18 protein-coding genes are annotated in these 16,162 nt (G+C 64.2%); 10 read left to right on the top strand and 8 right to left on the bottom strand.

Annotation, left to right across the window (positions count from 1 at the left end):
- Positions 1-4: 4 nt before the first annotated feature.
- From mutM to MU848_RS16260, 4 genes are all read left to right on the top strand, one after another.
- Positions 5-817 (top strand): bifunctional DNA-formamidopyrimidine glycosylase/DNA-(apurinic or apyrimidinic site) lyase, encoded by an 813-nt coding sequence (gene mutM / locus MU848_RS16275; RefSeq protein WP_247234201.1) that lies wholly within the window; start codon positions 5-7, stop codon positions 815-817.
- Between the two features lie 117 nt (positions 818-934).
- The gene (gene rpsT / locus MU848_RS16270) at positions 935-1,198 is read left to right on the top strand and encodes a 30S ribosomal protein S20 (RefSeq protein ID WP_097090809.1); all 264 of its coding nucleotides are present in this window, start codon (positions 935-937) and stop codon (positions 1,196-1,198) included.
- A gap of 432 nt (positions 1,199-1,630) precedes the next feature.
- Complete coding sequence (dnaA, locus tag MU848_RS16265; RefSeq protein WP_201515154.1) at positions 1,631-3,043, top strand: chromosomal replication initiator protein DnaA; 1,413 nt, start codon at positions 1,631-1,633, stop codon at positions 3,041-3,043.
- Positions 3,044-3,080: 37 nt separating this feature from the next.
- The gene (locus MU848_RS16260) at positions 3,081-3,686 is read left to right on the top strand and encodes a peptidylprolyl isomerase (RefSeq protein WP_247234199.1); all 606 of its coding nucleotides are present in this window, start codon (positions 3,081-3,083) and stop codon (positions 3,684-3,686) included.
- A gap of 41 nt (positions 3,687-3,727) precedes the next feature.
- Here MU848_RS16260 and MU848_RS16255 read toward each other — a convergent pair whose 3' ends face one another.
- From MU848_RS16255 to secB, 4 genes are all read right to left on the bottom strand, one after another.
- A complete protein-coding gene (locus MU848_RS16255) occupies positions 3,728-4,375 on the bottom strand; it encodes a DUF4136 domain-containing protein (RefSeq protein ID WP_247234197.1) in 648 nt (215 codons plus the stop codon).
- Between the two features lie 131 nt (positions 4,376-4,506).
- A complete protein-coding gene (gene trpS, locus MU848_RS16250; RefSeq protein ID WP_247234195.1) occupies positions 4,507-5,511 on the bottom strand; it encodes a tryptophan--tRNA ligase in 1,005 nt (334 codons plus the stop codon).
- A gap of 16 nt (positions 5,512-5,527) precedes the next feature.
- Complete coding sequence (gene murJ / locus MU848_RS16245; protein ID WP_247234193.1) at positions 5,528-7,123, bottom strand: murein biosynthesis integral membrane protein MurJ; 1,596 nt, start codon at positions 7,121-7,123, stop codon at positions 5,528-5,530.
- Positions 7,124-7,238: 115 nt separating this feature from the next.
- Positions 7,239-7,739, bottom strand: a complete 501-nt coding sequence (gene secB, locus MU848_RS16240; protein WP_247234191.1) for a protein-export chaperone SecB — start codon at positions 7,737-7,739, stop codon at positions 7,239-7,241.
- A 186-nt stretch (positions 7,740-7,925) separates the two neighbouring features.
- Between secB and MU848_RS16235 the strand changes: the two genes are divergently transcribed.
- From MU848_RS16235 to MU848_RS16220, 4 genes are all read left to right on the top strand, one after another.
- On the top strand, positions 7,926-8,582 hold the full coding sequence (locus MU848_RS16235) for a Tim44/TimA family putative adaptor protein (protein WP_097090816.1): 657 nt from the start codon (positions 7,926-7,928) through the stop codon (positions 8,580-8,582).
- Positions 8,579-9,832, top strand: coding sequence for a murein transglycosylase A (mltA, locus tag MU848_RS16230; RefSeq protein ID WP_247234189.1), 1,254 nt, complete (start codon positions 8,579-8,581; stop codon positions 9,830-9,832). The genes MU848_RS16235 and mltA overlap by 4 nt, the downstream gene beginning before the upstream one ends.
- A gap of 12 nt (positions 9,833-9,844) precedes the next feature.
- A complete protein-coding gene (locus MU848_RS16225) occupies positions 9,845-10,378 on the top strand; it encodes a Smr/MutS family protein (protein ID WP_247234187.1) in 534 nt (177 codons plus the stop codon).
- Positions 10,379-10,476: 98 nt separating this feature from the next.
- A complete protein-coding gene (locus tag MU848_RS16220) occupies positions 10,477-12,153 on the top strand; it encodes a putative bifunctional diguanylate cyclase/phosphodiesterase (protein ID WP_247234185.1) in 1,677 nt (558 codons plus the stop codon).
- 3 nt (positions 12,154-12,156) lie between these two features.
- Here MU848_RS16220 and dapE read toward each other — a convergent pair whose 3' ends face one another.
- Complete coding sequence (gene dapE / locus MU848_RS16215; RefSeq protein WP_247234183.1) at positions 12,157-13,299, bottom strand: succinyl-diaminopimelate desuccinylase; 1,143 nt, start codon at positions 13,297-13,299, stop codon at positions 12,157-12,159.
- A gap of 50 nt (positions 13,300-13,349) precedes the next feature.
- Here dapE and MU848_RS16210 point away from each other — a divergent pair, with 50 nt between their 5' ends.
- Both MU848_RS16210 and MU848_RS16205 read left to right on the top strand, forming a co-directional pair.
- A complete protein-coding gene (locus MU848_RS16210; protein WP_247234181.1) occupies positions 13,350-13,793 on the top strand; it encodes a cupin domain-containing protein in 444 nt (147 codons plus the stop codon).
- Between the two features lie 41 nt (positions 13,794-13,834).
- Complete coding sequence (locus tag MU848_RS16205; protein ID WP_380801089.1) at positions 13,835-14,824, top strand: S66 peptidase family protein; 990 nt, start codon at positions 13,835-13,837, stop codon at positions 14,822-14,824.
- A gap of 3 nt (positions 14,825-14,827) precedes the next feature.
- Here the strand turns inward: MU848_RS16205 and MU848_RS16200 are convergent, their stop codons facing one another.
- The 3 genes from MU848_RS16200 to MU848_RS16190 are packed head-to-tail and all read right to left on the bottom strand — an operon-like array spanning position 14,828 to position 16,140.
- The gene (locus MU848_RS16200; RefSeq protein WP_247234179.1) at positions 14,828-15,187 is read right to left on the bottom strand and encodes a hypothetical protein; all 360 of its coding nucleotides are present in this window, start codon (positions 15,185-15,187) and stop codon (positions 14,828-14,830) included.
- Positions 15,188-15,214: 27 nt separating this feature from the next.
- Entirely contained in the window at positions 15,215-15,679 is a 465-nt protein-coding gene (locus MU848_RS16195; protein WP_247234177.1) for a vgr related protein, read from the bottom strand.
- On the bottom strand, positions 15,676-16,140 hold the full coding sequence (locus MU848_RS16190) for a copper chaperone PCu(A)C (protein ID WP_097090825.1): 465 nt from the start codon (positions 16,138-16,140) through the stop codon (positions 15,676-15,678). The genes MU848_RS16195 and MU848_RS16190 overlap by 4 nt, the downstream gene beginning before the upstream one ends.
- Between the last annotated feature and the right edge of the window lie 22 nt (positions 16,141-16,162).

The raw sequence follows: 16,162 nt of genomic DNA, 5'->3' as shown, positions 1-16,162 counted from the left end.
CTGAATGCCCGAATTGCCAGAAGTCGAAACCACGGTCGCGGGACTTCGATCGGTCCTGGAGGGCACGGTTCTCACCCGCGTCGAACCACGCCGGGCCGACCTGCGTTTCCCGATCCCCGTCGACCTGCGGCAGAGGCTGACCGGCGCGACCGTCACTTCGCTCGCCCGCCGCGCAAAATATGGGCTGATAGAGACGGATCGTGGCGACACGCTCATCTTTCATCTCGGCATGTCCGGGCGCTGGCGAATCGATCCGGCGGAGATCGGCGCGCATGACCATCTGCTGCTTGAGACCAGCGACGGCCATCTGCTCTCGCTGAACGATCCCCGCCGCTTCGGTTCGCTCGACCTTGTCCGCAGCGATGCGTGGCAGGCTTATGCCCCCTTTACCCGCATGGGTCCCGAACCGCTCGGCCCCGAATTTTCCGCCGCCTATCTGGCTCGCGCGCTCCAGGGCAAGTCGACATCGATCAAGGCGGCGCTGCTCGATCAGCGAATCGTCTCGGGCTTGGGCAACATCTATGTTTGCGAGGCGCTCAACATGGCTCGCATTTCTCCCACGCGGGAAGCCGGGCGGATCAGCCGGGCGCGGCTCGGCCTGTTGACCGACGCGATTCGCGAAGTGCTTACAGCCGCGATCGCGGCCGGAGGATCGACCTTGCGCGATTATGCCCGACCCGACGGGGAGCTTGGCTATTTCTCCAAACAGTGGCGCGTATATGGCCGGGAAGGGGAAAGCTGCGCCTGTGGCGGGGTGATCAGGCGCCGCGTGGATGGTGGCCGATCGACCTTCTACTGCCCGAAATGCCAGAAATAGCACGCGTCTTGCCGTTGACGCTCCGCCTTATCCCCTGTAAGGGGCGCACCTTCACGGGGCTGGTTGGCGATTCCGACGAGCCCTATTCACGCGATTTGACGAGACTGAGGACTTTAAATGGCCAATACGCCGCAAGCCAAGAAGCGCATCCGCCGCAACGCACGCCGCGCCGAAATCAACGGCGCCCGCATCAGCCGGATCCGCACCCTGGTGAAGAAGGTCGAAACCGCTCTCGCCGCTGGCGACAAGGCGGCTGCGGCCACGGCGCTTCAGTCCGTCCAGCCTGAACTGGCCCGTGGCGTTGCCCGCGGCGTCCTGCACAAGAATACCGCGGCTCGCAAGTTCGGCCGTCTCACGAAGCGAGTCAGCGCGCTCGCCTGAGCCGCTTCACTCGATCGTCAAATAAATTGAAAAGACCCGTCCCGCTCTGGGGCGGGTTTTTTCATATGTCCGTCACGCAGCCGTAACGGAGTCCCGCAGATTCCCGCGATTCCCCAACGATTCGAGCAAAAGTGCCCGAATCCGTATATTGATTAAGTCGTTGAAATATAAGGACATAAACAAGGATTTCCGGTTTTCCCCGGTTTTCCGAGTCAACGTCTTTATTTCACATTTTTGAATGGCCCTGCCCTTGATCAGGCGGAGAATGCCTGTCTATTTTCAACTCTCTGGTCGCCACTCGAATCGATTTCCGGCGATCGTCATTAGGTTTGTTGACGCAGATATGTTGGGAAAGTGCTGCTTTCCCAAAGGTCTTCTTGCGTCTGATTGTCCCTGCCAGCCAGGGGCACAGTTGATGGGGGTCGACTGTTTATGAAGGGTTTCACGGCAGTGGCGAATAGTTCGAGCGTTCAGGCATCGCATGACCATGCGCGTCTGGAATCGGCGTGGGATGCGATCCGCGCCGGGCTTCGCCGCGACATCGGCCCGCGCATGTTCGACCAGTGGCTGAAGGCTGCTCAGCTGGGTGACTATTGCCCGGAATCCCAGACGCTGGACCTGCTGTTCGCTTCCGATTTCACGGCCAATTTCGTCTCCGGTCATTTTGGTGATCGGCTGTGCATGGCGTGGCGCTGCGCTGGCGTGGGTGTCCGCGAGGTCAGGCTGCGCCGCGCGCCCAATGCGGTCGGCCCGCGCCTGCTCGAATCTGCTCCGGCGGAAGAACCGGTTGCTGCTGCCCCGATCCCCGTCGAGGGCGCGCCCGCCTGCAACTTCCAGCCGCGCCATAGCTTTGCCGATTTCGTCACGGGCGAATCCAACCATCTCGCCTTTTCCGCGGCTGAGGCCATTGCCGCAGAAGCGCAGCCGCGCTTCAGCCCGCTCTTCATCCATGGCAGCACGGGGCAGGGCAAGACCCACCTGCTCCACGCCATTGCCCAGCATTTCTCCAGCCACTCGCCCAGCGCGCCCGTCCTCTACATGTCGGCGGAGCGGTTCATGATGGAATTCGTAAACGCGATGCGCGCCAACGAAACCATGATGTTCAAGGCGCGTCTGCGCGCCGCCCGCCTGCTGCTGATCGACGACATCCAGTTCATCGCGGGCAAGGGTTCGACGCAGGAGGAATTCCTGCACACCATCAACGACCTCATCGACTCGGGCGCACGCATCGTCGTGACCGCCGATCGCGCGCCGCAGCTGCTCGATTCGATCGACCCTCGCATCCTCTCCCGGCTCGCGGGCGGCCTCGTCGCCGACATCCGCCCGGCGGACCTTGACCTGCGCCTGTCCATCCTGGAAGCCAAGCGCGCCATAGCGGGCGATCCGCCGGTCCCCGACGCCGTCGTCGATTTCCTCGCGCGCTCCATCCGCTCCAACATCCGCGAGCTGGAAGGCGCTTTCAACAAACTCATCGCCTACGGCCAACTCACCGGCCGCTCCGTCGATCTGGAATTTGCGCAAAGCATGCTCGCCGACGCCGTGCGCGCCAACGCGCGCCGCATCACGGTGGACGAGATCCAGAAGGTCTGCGCCGCGCATTACAAGATCGACGCCGCCGAAATGCGCTCCAAGCGTCGCGCCCGCGCCGTCGCGCGGCCCCGGCAGGTCGCCATGTACCTTGCCAAGAAGATGACGCCTCGCTCTCTTCCGGAAATCGGACGCATCTTCGGCGGCCGCGATCACAGCACCGTGATCCATGCCGTGCGCACGATCGAGGAACTGCGGCAGACTAATGCCGACATAGACGCCGACATTCGCACGCTGCAGCGGCAGCTGGAAAACTGACGCTGACAGATTATCGGAGAACGGCTAGGATCAGGCCATGATCCGCCACGCCGCTTTCCTGCTCGCCGCCTTGCTGTCCTTCGTCCCGGCCGCCGCTCAGGTCCCCGCTTCGCCGCCCGCGCAAGATGTTCAGGTCGCGCTCGACACCAACGCTGGCCGGATCATCATAGCGGTACATGTCGCCAAAGCGCCGGTCACCGCGCGCAACTTCCTGCGTTATGTCGATCAGAAGCGACTGGACGGAACCGGCTTCTACCGGGCTGTGGGAACGACGGACTATGGTTTCGTGCAGGGCGGAACGCAAAATGATCCCGCCCGCGTCCTGCCGCCCATCGCGCATGAGCCGACCACGAAAACCGGTCTCACCCATGATGACGGCGCGCTGTCCATGGCGCGTTATGCGCCCGGCAGCGCAACCGGCGACTTCTTCATCGTGCTTGGAAAGATGCCGAGCATGGACGCGCAGCCCGCCTCACCTGGCGACAATCAGGGCTTTGCTGTTTTCGCCCATGTCGTGGAAGGCATGGATGCCGTCCGCTCGATCCTGTCGACGCCCAAATCGCCCACGGCCGGCGAGGGCGTGATGAAAGGACAGATGCTGCAGCAACCCGTGCGGATCGTCACCGCGCGCCGTCTGCCCTGATCCTGACACCGCTCAAAACCCGCTCGCGGTTCCCTGGAAGATCAGCCCTTCCGTTCAGGTGGCAGGGTGATCTTTACATCTTCGCCATTCTGCCCCGGAAAGCCGGTGAACATGGCGTCGATCAGATTGGGCACAAGATAGGTCAGCTTGTTCGACAGCGACTGTGCGGACGCCTTGCCCTCGAAAAGGCGCCGGTTGTCCGCTGCCCGATCGATCTTCATGCTGAGGTCGCTCGTATAAACGGTATAGCTGCTGACATCGCTGTAACCGGGGCCGAACAGCCACGGGTCATAAAAGCCATAGCCCCACGGGCGTCCCCACCGGCCTCGCCAGCCCCAGCCGCCGTAGAAATAAGGATCAGCAGGTCCGAAGCCGGTCGAGCGCACCTTTTCCCGGCCATTGTCGACATGGTAGGCAACGCGGACGATCAGGTCGGCCCGCGCCGGGTCCGATGCGGGCGTGTATCCCGTCTGCGCCAGCCGCTGGCCGATCAGCCCTGCATATTGACCGAATTCCAGACCGCCAGCGAGCCGGGGATCGTCCGCCACCACGGTGAAGCTCTGCCCAGCCGGAGCGGGCAATTGCTGGAACCGGGCGACGTCCGCCTTGAAGGATGTCGCGCAGCCGGAAAGAGCGACCAATGCCAGAGCAGGGGCCGCGACCATGCCGATCTTCTTCTTATATTTCATCGTCTTGCGTCCCAATCTGGAAGGGCTCGGTGCAATCTTGCTCCCGGCCATAGCAGAATGCAACTGAACATCATTTGAACGCTCTGCCGGGGCAGGCCGCCGCAGGTCGCTCAGTGAAGCAGTTCCAGACTTCAGCGCATAAGCCCCGTCGCGTCATAAGCGGCGCGGAGCGTCGGCTCCGCTGCCGCTCGCGCCTGGGCCGCGCCCTTTTCCAGGATCGCGTCGAGAGCCGCGTCATCCGTGCGCAATTCCAGAAAGCGCGTCCGGATCGGCCGCAGCGTTTCGACCAGCAGTTCGCCCAGCGCAGGCTTGAACGCGCCAAACCCCTTGCCGGCAAATTCGGCGCAGATGGCGTCAGGCGAGCTTCCGGCCAAGGTCGCGTAGATGCCGACCAGATTGGCCGCTTCCGGCCTCCCCGCCAGGCCTTCGGCCGTTTCAGGCAGGGGCTCGGGGTCGGTCTTCGCCTTCTTCACCTTCTGCATGATCGCATCGTCGTCATCGGTAAGGTTGATGCGGCTCATGTCCGACGGGTCCGACTTGGACATCTTCGCCGTCCCGTCGCGCAGGGACATGATGCGCGCCGACTCCTTGGGAATGATCGGATCCGGCAGCGTGAAAAGCTCGACGCCGAAATCGGTGTTGAACTTGGTCGCGATGTCACGCGCCAGTTCAAGATGCTGCTTCTGGTCCTCGCCCACGGGCACATGGGTGGCGTTGTAAGCAAGGATATCGGCGGCCTGCAGCACGGGATAGACGAACAGGCCGATCGATGCGCCCTCGCGGTCCTTGCCCACCTTGTCCTTGAACTGCGTCATGCGATTGAGCCAGCCGATCCGCGCCGTGCCGTTCAGCAACCAGCACAGCTCTGCATGGGCGGGCACCCGTGCCTGGTTGAAAAGCACCGAACGATCGGGATCGATCCCGGCGGCGACCAGTGCCGCCGCCATGTCGCGCACGTTGCGGATGCGCTGCTCGCGTGCCTCATGCACAGTGATCGAATGCATGTCGGCGAGGAAGAAGAAGCACTGGCTGTCGCCGTCCATTTCATCCTGCATCCGCACCCAGTTGCGGATCGCGCCCAGATAATTGCCCAGGTGCAGATTACCGGTCGGCTGGATGCCGGAAAGGACGCGCATGTTTCTATCCGTTCTTCTAGGTTGCGGTTGAGCCCCTGCGGCGCATCAGCGCCTTCAGGTCGGACACCCGATAGGCGCCCGTCAGGAAACAGGCCACCCCGTAAAGCGCTATGCCCGCGCCGACAAGCAGGGCAAGGCCGATATAGCGCTGGATCATCGCGCCGCCGAGCCATGGGTCCAGCAGCTCTTCTCCCGCGAACAGCGCGCCGCCCATCACGACCGCCGCCACCGCCAGGCGTGGCAACCGCCTGCGCAACTGCGCATCCGCCGCAAAATGCCCGCGCTTCACCAATGTCGCATACAGCATGGCGACGTTGACTGTGGATGACAGCGCGGTCGCCAGCGGCGGCGCGACATGGCCAAGGCCCGCTCGTGCCATCAGCGGGATCAGCGTGATATTGCCGATGATGTTGATGAGGATCGACAGCATCGCGTAACGCACCGGCGTTTTCGTGTCGCCGCGCGCATAATAGCCGGGCGTCAGCACCTTCACGAGCACATAGGATGGCAAACCGATCGAAAAGGCTGACAAGGCCCATCCGCACCGCTGCGCATCTTCCGCCGTAAAGCGCCCATATTGAAACAGGCCGCGCACGATGGGCTCGGCTACGGTGATGAAGGCCACGGTGGCGGGCAGGGTCAGGAACAGCGCCAGTTCGATCCCACGGTTCTGGGTATCCATCGCTTGCTGTTCTTGCCCGGTCGACAGCATGCGCGAGATTGTCGGCAGCAAGATGGTGCCAAGGCCGATGCCGATCAGGCCGAGCGGCAACTGGTTCAGCCGGTCCGCATAATAGATGTAAGTGATCGATCCCGACGCGAGCAGCCATCCCGACAGGGCGGTGGAAATGAGCAGGTTGATCTGCGACGCGCCAGCGCCAGCGGCGGCGGGCACGATCAGGCGCAGCAACTCACGCACATCGGCATCCAGGCGCGGCCGCTTTAGCTTCATCGATACGCCAGCGCGGCGGCAGGCCCATATCAGCCACAACAGTTGAAGCGCGCCACCCACCGTTACGGATATGGCCTGGACCCGCGCGGTCTCATATTCGTCGGCGCCGTGGAACAGCCACAGACCCGCGATCATGGCGAGGTTCAGCAGGATCGGCGCGGCGGCATTGACCCAGAATTTGTCGAGCGAATTCAGGATGCCGCCGAGCAGCGAGGCAAGGCTGATCAGCGCAAGATAGGGCAGGGTGATGCGCGACAGGAGCACGGCGAAGGCGAACTGTTCCGGCGTCGGATTTTGCCGCGAAAAGCCGCCGGACAGCAGCCATGTTACAGGCCAAGCCGCAGCAACGAGCGCCACGGTGAAGAAGATCAGCACGGGCAGCAGAACGGCCAAGGCGCGCTCGGCGAAATGATAGCCCTCGGCAATGCCTCCGGGCCCTGCCGCCTTGCGGTTGAACATGGGGATGAAGGCGGCGGAAAAGGCGCCCTCGGCAAAGAGCGCGCGGAACATGTTGGGCAGGCGGAAGGCGACGCCGTTGAAGGCGTCCGACGCAAATCCCGCGCCCACATAGCGCGCCGCCAGCGAATCCCGCACCAGGGCGAGTATGCGGCTGGCAAGCGTCAACCCGCCGACCGAGCCAAGCGCCTTCACCAGTTTCATGGCAAAACCTCTATCGCCGTTCGCGCTGAGCCTGTCGAAGCCCTGTTCTTACCTGAAGAAAAGGACTGCCCTTCGACAAGCTCAGGGCGAACGGAAATGAAGGTCATTCCCAGGCTCAGGCGTGACCGGCCGGCTCGCCCGCCGTCTGCGCGATCGCCTGAGCCTGCTGCTCATACAGGCCGCCAAAGTCGATCGGGTCGAGCAGCAATGGCGGGAAGCCGCCGTCACGGATCGCATCGGCCAGAACGCGGCGGGCGAAGGGGAAGATCAGCCGCGGCGCTTCGGCCAGCATGAACGGCTGCAACTGGTCGTCCGGCACGTTGCGCATGCCGAAGAGGGCGGCATAGAGCAGTTCGACCGCGAAGGCCGTGCCCTGAGGAGCAGTCGCCTTCACTTCGATCTTCAGCGAAACCTCGACGACCTCGTCACCCACCTTGTCGGCGCCGATGTTGAACTGAACGTCGATCTGCGGCTGATCGGGCCACTGGTAGACGGCCGGCGAATTGGGGTTCTCGAACGAGAGGTCCTTCACATATTGGCTGATGAGCGCGATCTGCGGGCTCGTGTCCGCGCCGTTGCCCGCGCTGGTCTGGATCGTATCGGCTTCGTCGGCCATCTCTGTTCCCTGATTTTCCTGTTGGTCCGCTGGCGAAAAGCCTTGGGACAATGGCCCGTGCGCTTAGCAGGGGCGGCCGGGCAGGGCAATGCCGCCTGCCGAAAGGCGCCATTTGAATATGGGCGGAAACATGCCTATGTTGGCTGCGTTGTGGTTTCAGATCTAAACTAAAGGGTGCCTCGGCCCGTGTATGTAATCGTCATCCTCGCGCTCATCGCCGGTTTCCTGGCGCTGCGGCTCTATTCCGTGCTGGGAAAGCGGACAGGGCATGAGCAGGAGCCTGCGCTACGCCCGGCGGAGGAAAGAGCGAAGGTCACCGTGCTTCAGCCGCGTCCGGTATCGGACATGCCCGGCGATTCGGTTCGCCTGGCGGACGGCTTGATCGCGCCGGGCGGCGAAGCGGGCGTGCGCGCGCTGATCGCGGCGGACCGGACCTTCGACGTGCCGCAATTCGTGGATGGTGCGAAGGCGGCCTACAAGATGGTGCTCGAAGCCTTCTGGCGCGGCGACCGGTCGGAGCTGGAATGGCTGTGCGACACGGACGTGCTGACCTCGTTCGAAGAGGCGATCGCGCAGCGGGAGGCGGCGGGTCATGTGCTCGACAACCGGCTGGTGCGCATCGACAAGGCGCAGATCGTCGGCGCCCATGTGAACGGGCGCATCGCCGAAGTGTCGCTGCGGTTCGAAGCGGACATTGCGGCCGTGACCAGGGACAAGGACGGCAATGTCGTCGCAGGCTCGCTCACTGACGCGGTCAGCACCAACGATATCTGGACCTTCACGCGCGACCTGCGCAGCACCGATCCCAACTGGAAGCTCAGCGAAACCGACGAGGCTGCATGAGCTTCCGGCATGCGTGGGCGGCGGCCTTTGCGGCGCTGCTGCTGTCGGCGTGCGCGGGCGGTGTCATTCCGCCTGGCGCGTCAGGCCCGGCTCCATCCGGCCCGGTACGCGGATCGGACGTCGCGGCGCAGCCGGTCCCCGCGACCCCGCGCCCCACTCTGCCGACAGCCACGCCGACACCGCCCGCCGCAACCACGGAAAATGCTCTCGCCGCAGGCATAACGCGTGGGCCCGATGTCACCTCCCTGATCCAGCCCGGCGATCGTGCCCGCAAGGCGCTTGAGGCATTCCGGATTTCCTGCCCGTCGCTGATGAAGCGCACGGACCAGAGCGGCCTCACCCAGGGGTCAGACTGGAACAGCGCGTGCGCCGCCGCCTCCAGCTGGCCCGAAGCGAGCGCCAATGAATTTTTCTCCCGATATTTCGAAGCGGTGCAAGTCGGCCCCGGCACGGCCTTCGTCACCGGCTATTATGAGCCGGAAATCCCCGGATCGCGCGTCCGGCAGCCCGGCTATGAGGTGCCGATCTATCGCCGCCCGCCGGACCTGATCGACGTCAATCTCGGCCTGTTCAGCGACAGCCTGAAGGGCAAGACCATTCGCGGCAAGGTGCAGGGGACCAACTTCGTGCCCTTCGACGAGCGCGCGCAGATCGTGGCGGGCTCTCTGGCAGGCCGGGGTCTGGAACTTGCCTGGGCCGCCGATCCCGTCGAATTCTTCTTCCTCCAGGTGCAGGGAAGCGGACGGCTGCTGCTGCCCGGCGGCGGGATCATGCGGATCGGCTATGATGGGCAGAATGGCCGCGATTACACCGGGATCGGCAAGCTCATGAAGGATCGCGGGCTGATCCAGGCCGGGTCGATGCAGGATATCATGGCATGGCTGCGCGCCAATCCCGCGGAGGGTGCGCAGATCATGAACGAGAATAAAAGCTTCGTCTTCTTCCGGGAGTTGACGGGGGCCGGACCGCTGGGCGCGCTGGGCGTGCCGGTGACGGCAGAAGCGACGGTGGCCGCCGATCCCCGCTATGTTCCCCTTGGCGCGCCCGTGCTGCTGTCCCTTGATCGTGCGGAGCCCAATGGCATCTGGATCGCGCAGGATACCGGCGGCGCCATCAAGGGCGCCAACCGTTTCGACAGCTTTTGGGGAGCAGGCACGCGAGCCCGGGAAATAGCGGGCGGCATGTCGGCACGCGGCAGCGCATTAATCCTGTTGCCGATCGGATCGGCGGCACGCCTCGCACAGCAATAAGCGTGGCTGGCGATGGCCCGGCGGCATCTGTCTTCAGACGAACAGGCAATCTGGAACACCCTGACGCAGTCCGTGAGGCCGCTGCGTCCGCGCCCGCTACCTGAGGCCATTACCGAGCGGCCCGTTGCGATCTCCACTGGTCGAAGCGTGACCCCGCTGTCCCCCCGGCCAGTCGATGCCCCATCCACCCGCGCTCCGGCAGCCATGCTCGATACAAGCTGGGAACGCCGCATCCGCAGCGGTACGTTGATGCCGGACATGACGGTCGACCTGCACGGACACAGCCTGTCGAGCGCGCATGCCAGGCTCAATCAGGCGCTGTCATCGGCATTGGCGCGCGATCACCGGATTCTGCTGATCATCACTGGCAAGCCCCCGAAACTCTCGGCTTCCAGCCAGCAATCCCGGCGCGGCGCAATTCGCGGAGAGATCGGCCACTGGCTTGAAACAAGCGCCTATGCGGACCGTATCGCCAGTGTCCGCCAAGCCCATCCACGGCATGGCGGCACGGGCGCCATCTACATCATATTGCGGCGCAAAAAATAGCCGGTGCGACGCGCGCCAATGACCTTTTCTTAACCAGCATTGGCCATAACCAGCCCATCCGTGGCTCATTGTCGAGCTACGCTCTGGGCGGGAGGCACATGCAGGGCGTGACATTGAAAAGCCGCGCCACCGCCTTCGCCTGCGCCGCGGGGGCGCTGGTGTTCATCCTGTCGCTCGTGCTGGGGCAGGGGCAGGCGACCGACATCCTGGGCATAGGCCGATCGCTGATCGTAGCCATTTTGTGCGGCACGATGAGCTGGGCATCGGCCCGCCAGGCTGTCGTCGCGGCCGCCAGCGCGATCGACAGGGCGACGGAAAGACTGGTCGCTGCCGCCCATGGCGACCTGCAATCCCCCGTGCCGCCCGAAATCGTGGCGGAATTACCCGACCTGTCGGTTGCGATGACCAGCCTGTTCAGTCAGGTGCGCACCAATCTCGACCATGTGCAGACGCTCGCCCTGTTCGATCAGGTGACTGGCCTTGCGAACCGCACAAGCTTCTGCCGGCAAGTCGAGAGGCTGTTGGCGGAGCGCGACGAGGTGGCTTCGGCCGCCTTGTTCTTCATTGACCTCGATGGGTTCAAGGGCGTCAATGACACACTGGGCCATGCGGCGGGCGACCAGTTGCTTGCCCGTGTCGCGGGCCGCCTGCGCGAAGTCGTCATGGCCCAGGTCAGCGCCGGGATCAGCGATGCCGTCATCGGGCGCTTGGCAGGTGACGAATTCACGATGTTCTTCCCTCAACTGCCCGGCCGCGAATCGGCCATCCGCATCGCGCGCGCGATCCAGTTCGCGCTCAGCGAGCGTTTCGACCTTGGCAGCCAGCATATCGAACTGGGCGCATCGATCGGCATCGCCTGCTATCCCGACCATGGCGACACCCTGTCCGCATTGCTGCGCTCGGCGGACATCGCCATGTATCATGCCAAGCATGAAGGGCGGAACCGGGCAGAGATGTTCACCGCCGAACTGGCGCTGGAAGCCGCCGATCGCGCCGAGCTGGAAAGGGACTTGCTGCTGGCCTTGCAGCGGGATGAGTTCATTCTGGAGTTCCAGCCTCAGGTCGAGGCCACCAGCGGCCGGATCGTCACGGCGGAGGCGCTGATCCGCTGGGCCCATCCCGAACGCGACATGGTCATGGCGGGCTTCTTCGTGCCAGTCGCGGAGGAAAGCGGCGCGATCGTGGCGCTGGGTGACTGGGTCATGGGACGGGTGTGCGAGACCGCGGCACGCTGGTCTAAGGCCGACATCGGCCAGCGTATCGCGGTCAACATCTCCTCAAGGGAATTGTCGCAGGCGGATTTCTTCCTGCGCCTGCGGCACGCCATGGCCGCGCATCAAACGCCCCCGCAGATGCTGGAGCTGGAAATATCCGAGTCGCTGGCGATGGAGATGGACAGCCGCGTGCTTGGCCAGTTGAAGGCGTTGCGCGACGAAGGCGTGCGGATCGCCATCGACGATTTCGGAACCGGCTATTCGAACCTCTCGCGCCTGAAGGAACTCCCCGTCGATCGCGTCAAGATCGACCGCAGTCTGGTGCGCGACATCGCCATTTCGGCGGAAGCACGCACGATCTGCAGCGCCGTCGTCGGCCTCATCCAGGGGCTGGGGATGGAAGTCGTGGTCGAAGGCGTCGAATCCGAAGCGCAGATGGAAATGCTGCGCGTCATCGGCTGCACCCTGTTCCAGGGCTATCATTTCGCCCGTCCGATGAGCGAGCAGGACTATCTGTCCCGCTTCGCCGTATCGCCGCTAGGCCAGCGCCGCACCGTTTGACGATCAGGCCGCCAGTGCGCGGCGGATGACGAGGGCGTAAATCCGGGTCAGGTCCTCAAGGTCCTGCACCGCCACGGCCTCATCCAGCTTGTGCATCGTTGCATTGTTCAGCCCGAACTCCACCACCGGGCAAAGGCGGGAGAGGAAACGCGCGTCCGATGTGCCGCCGGTGGTGGAAAGCTCCGCCTCGACCCCCGTCACGTCCTTGATCGCGCCCGCCACAAGGCTGGATAGCGCGCCTGGTTCCGTCAAGAACGGCTCGCCGCTGATCTTCGCGCTAACGATACCGCCCTCGGTCGCCGCAATCGCGCTGATCCGCTCGATCAGTTGCGCGCCGCTATGCTGGTCGTTGAAGCGGATGGAAATGCGGGCATGGGCGGCCGCGGGAATGACATTGGTGGCGGGATTCCCCACCTCTAGATTCGTGATCTCGATATTGCTCGGCTGGAACCAGTCCGTGCCCTCATCCAGCACCACGGCATCGATCGCCGCGAGGATGCGGACGAGGCGCGGAACCGGATTGTCGGCCAGGTGCGGATAAGCGACATGCCCCTGCACGCCGTCCACCTTTATCCACATGTTGACCGAGCCGCGCCGCCCGACCTTGATGACGTCGCCCAGCCGCTGGGAGGAAGTCGGCTCGCCGACCAGGCAAAGGTCGGGCCGCAATCCGTGCGCTGCCATGCGGTCCATCAGCGCCAGCGTGCCGTAAACCGCCGGGCCTTCCTCATCGCCGGTGATGATGAGGCTGACGGTCCCCGGCACATCATCGGGAACGCTGGCAAGAGCAGCGACAAAGGCGGCGATCGACCCTTTCATGTCGACCGCGCCACGGCCATGGAGCAGGTCGCCGCGAATCTCCGGCGTAAAGGGATCGCTGGTCCAGCCGTCCCCCGGCGGCACCACGTCCAGATGCCCCGCGAAAGCGAAGTGCGGGCCCGCGCCCGTCGTCCGCCAGGCAAGCAGGTTTTCCACCGGCCCATCGGGCGCTTCTCCGGTGACAAAGCGATCGACGGTAAAGCCCATCGGCACCAGCATCGCTTCAAGGACCGCGAAGACTTCGCCCCGGGCGGGCGTCACCGAAGGGCAGGCAATCAGCTTGCGCGCTATGTCCACTACATCGGCATTGGTGCTGGTCATGCTCATGGCGCTGCGTTAGCGAAAGCCGAGCGCCTTTGCCAGCGGAGGAAAAGATCATGCCCAAGATCGATCTTGCAGCCATGGAACAGACCAACAGGACCGGCTATCCCGATCCCTATGCGCTTGTGGTGGAGGGGCGATGGGTGCGAAGACTGGGTCCGGGCTCCGGCCTTGCGGACTTCGGCGTCAGCCATGTGGTGCTGAAACCCGGCGCCGCTTCGTCGCAGCGTCACTGGCATGAAGATGAGGACGAATTCGTCGTCATGCTGAGCGGGCAAGCTGTGCTGATCGAGGATGAAGGCCGCTTCGCCATGCAGGCAGGCGACATGGCCGCCTTCCCCAAGGGCGAGCCCAATGGCCATCATCTCGTCAACGAAAGTGACGGCGATTGCGAATTCCTCGCCTTCGGGCGCGTGCCGAAGGGGGATGCGCACTATCCCGACATCGACCTTCGCTGGTCGGGGGGAGGCTATCAGCGCAAGGATGGGAGCGCCTTTTGAGCGGCTGTCCAGCGTTCGACCGTCGGATGATGCTGGCGGGCATGGGGGCTGCCTTGGTGGCAGCGAAAGCGCCCCCGCCTGAACACGTAAAGCCGCCGCGCTTGCGCCCTGGCGACATCGTCGGCCTTGTGGAACCGGCGGGCTTCACCGACGACCTGTTCGATCTGGATGTGGTGAAGGAAACGATCGTAGCGATGGGCCTCAAGCCCAAGCCCGCCCGGCACCTGCTCGAGCGCCACGGCTATCTCGCGGGCAAGGATGAAGACCGCGCCGCCGATCTGAACGCGATGTTCGCCGACCGCGAGGTAAAGGCCGTCTTCGCCGTCCGCGGCGGCTGGGGATGCGCGCGCATCCTGCCCTATCTCGATTTCACCACCATCCGCGCCAACCCAAAGCTGCTCATCGGCTTCAGCGACATCACCGCCTTGCACATGGCCTTCGCCGCACGCGCGGGCTTTACCACGATCCATGGCCCGAACGCCGCCAGCAGCTGGCCGCGCTTCAGCTGGGACGCGTTCCGGGCGATCGCCTTTGACGGCGCCACGCCCCTGTTGACCAACCCGCAGGCGAAAGAAGATCGGCTGGTCCCGCTGGGCGGCCGCATCCGCACATTCGGCAGCGGGCGGGCGAGCGGCCGGTTACTGGGCGGCAACCTCACCGTGCTGACGGCGCTCATGGGAACAGGCTGGCTCCCCGATTTCACAGGCGCCATCCTGTTCCTGGAGGATGTGGACGAAGCGCCATACCGGATCGACCGGATGCTGACCCAATTGTCGCTCGCGGGCGTGCTGCGCAAGCTGGCCGGGCTGGTGTTCGGCCAGTGCACCAGCTGCGGCGCGACAGGCCCCTCCTATGGCGGCTTCACCCTGTCGCAAGTGCTTGAGCAACATCTGCGGCCCCTCGGCATCCCCGCATTCCAGGGCGCCGCCATCGGCCATGTCGCCAACCAGTTCAGCCTGCCGCTTGGCGTGCGGGCCGAAATCGATGCCGATGCGGGCAGCATCCGCCTGCTCGAACCAGCCGTCAGCTAAAGGTCACTCTACCTCGTTCGTGGCGCGGGCATAAGCCCCGCGGCCGTCGGGCGGCACCAGTTCCTTGCCCCTGATCGTCAAGGTCAGCGTCTTGAAACCAGGCTGCGGCACATCCTTCGTCGGCTCCGCCTCAAGCCGCACCGTGCCATCCGCCTCCTGCCAGCGACCTTCGGCAAACAGATCAAGCGCGCCATAGACGAGATACCATTGAAAGCGCCCGTCCGGCCGAAGCATCAGCTCCGATCCGGTTTCCATCACCCCATGCAGATAATAGTGACCGGCCCGTTCCGCAGGCGCAGTCTCCGCTAGTGCCGGTGTCGCGAAGAAAGCCGCCAGGGGCATGAGGGGGGTGAGCAGCCGCATGCGAATAGCTTAGCAGATGTTCATCGCTCAGGCGCGGACGAAGGGGATCAGCTCTTCATAAACCGGCAAAGGCGGCTTTCCCTCCACCCGCGCACCCCGGCGCATCAGGAAGGCATGGCGCACGATCTCCGCCTGTTGCTCAAGCCCATAGCGCTCGAACGGCCGCCCCGGCACGATGTCGTAGCCATAGCGGCAAAAGGGGTGGCGCATCAGCGGCAGATACCATTTGCCGCCCCTTTGCGCCTGCCAGACATGGGTCATTTCGTGGATGAAATGCCCCTGCAGGTGAAGCGCCGACCCGCAAAAATCATCGCAAAACAGCCCGCTCCTGGGGTTGAACCAGATATCGCCATCGGGCGACATGGTGACTCGAGCAGGCTGGAAGGGCCACCATTTGCGATTATGCGCCCGCACCCGGTCATAGGCGATCGCGTCGCCGAACACCGATCGGGCGAGCGCCACCTCTCCCGGCGTCAGGCTCCGGCTGGTCAATGCTCGGCGGGCTCCCCGGCCTTCGGGGCGGGCGCTCCGGGCTTCTGGATCACGGCATCCACCAGCAGGCGGTCGCCATTGGCAAGGAGGAAGGTGAAGCTCATCTTGCCGCGGCTGACCGCCGTGTCGTTGATGCCCCAGATCATCAGATGCTTGCCGCCGGGCGCAAAGGCGACCTTCGACTTGGCGGGAATGTCGACGGCGTCGATCTTCTGCATCTTCATCGTGCCGCCATGATCCATGCTCTCATGCATCTCGACCTTGAGTGCATAATCGGTCAGCACGCCGCGCAACTGCGTCGCCGTATCGCCGCCATGGGCGACAAAATAACCGGCCGAAGGCGTGTCCTTGTTGGGGCTGAGCCGCACCCAGGCCTGATCGATATAGGTCGGGGCAGGATCGCCGCAGGCCGCAAGTGCAAAGGGAGTAGCCAAGGCAAAAAGGGACAAGGGTGCGCGCATCGGGGAACTTTCGTGACTGTCT

Source organism: Sphingobium agri, from assembly GCF_023051225.1.
Classification (GTDB): Bacteria; Pseudomonadota; Alphaproteobacteria; order Sphingomonadales; family Sphingomonadaceae; genus Sphingobium; species Sphingobium agri.
The sequence above is the reverse complement of the archived record's forward strand: the minus strand, read 5'-3'. Positions and strand labels throughout refer to the sequence as shown.

What these genes read in the sequence shown, in the direction of transcription:
- MU848_RS16210 (WP_247234181.1), top strand. Translation starts at nt 13,350, where the DNA reads ATGCCCAAGATCGATCTTGCAGCCATGGAACAGACCAACAGGACCGGC.
- MU848_RS16260 (WP_247234199.1), top strand. Translation starts at nt 3,081, where the DNA reads ATGATCCGCCACGCCGCTTTCCTGCTCGCCGCCTTGCTGTCCTTCGTC.
- mutM (WP_247234201.1), top strand. Translation starts at nt 5, where the DNA reads ATGCCCGAATTGCCAGAAGTCGAAACCACGGTCGCGGGACTTCGATCG.
- dapE (WP_247234183.1), bottom strand. Translation starts at nt 13,299, where the DNA reads ATGAGCATGACCAGCACCAATGCCGATGTAGTGGACATAGCGCGCAAG.
- MU848_RS16220 (WP_247234185.1), top strand. Translation starts at nt 10,477, where the DNA reads ATGCAGGGCGTGACATTGAAAAGCCGCGCCACCGCCTTCGCCTGCGCC.
- dnaA (WP_201515154.1), top strand. Translation starts at nt 1,631, where the DNA reads ATGAAGGGTTTCACGGCAGTGGCGAATAGTTCGAGCGTTCAGGCATCG.
- murJ (WP_247234193.1), bottom strand. Translation starts at nt 7,123, where the DNA reads ATGAAACTGGTGAAGGCGCTTGGCTCGGTCGGCGGGTTGACGCTTGCC.
- trpS (WP_247234195.1), bottom strand. Translation starts at nt 5,511, where the DNA reads ATGCGCGTCCTTTCCGGCATCCAGCCGACCGGTAATCTGCACCTGGGC.
- secB (WP_247234191.1), bottom strand. Translation starts at nt 7,739, where the DNA reads ATGGCCGACGAAGCCGATACGATCCAGACCAGCGCGGGCAACGGCGCG.
- MU848_RS16255 (WP_247234197.1), bottom strand. Translation starts at nt 4,375, where the DNA reads ATGAAATATAAGAAGAAGATCGGCATGGTCGCGGCCCCTGCTCTGGCA.
- MU848_RS16200 (WP_247234179.1), bottom strand. Translation starts at nt 15,187, where the DNA reads ATGCGGCTGCTCACCCCCCTCATGCCCCTGGCGGCTTTCTTCGCGACA.
- rpsT (WP_097090809.1), top strand. Translation starts at nt 935, where the DNA reads ATGGCCAATACGCCGCAAGCCAAGAAGCGCATCCGCCGCAACGCACGC.
- mltA (WP_247234189.1), top strand. Translation starts at nt 8,579, where the DNA reads ATGAGCTTCCGGCATGCGTGGGCGGCGGCCTTTGCGGCGCTGCTGCTG.
- MU848_RS16225 (WP_247234187.1), top strand. Translation starts at nt 9,845, where the DNA reads ATGGCCCGGCGGCATCTGTCTTCAGACGAACAGGCAATCTGGAACACC.
- MU848_RS16205 (WP_380801089.1), top strand. Translation starts at nt 13,835, where the DNA reads ATGGGGGCTGCCTTGGTGGCAGCGAAAGCGCCCCCGCCTGAACACGTA.
- MU848_RS16190 (WP_097090825.1), bottom strand. Translation starts at nt 16,140, where the DNA reads ATGCGCGCACCCTTGTCCCTTTTTGCCTTGGCTACTCCCTTTGCACTT.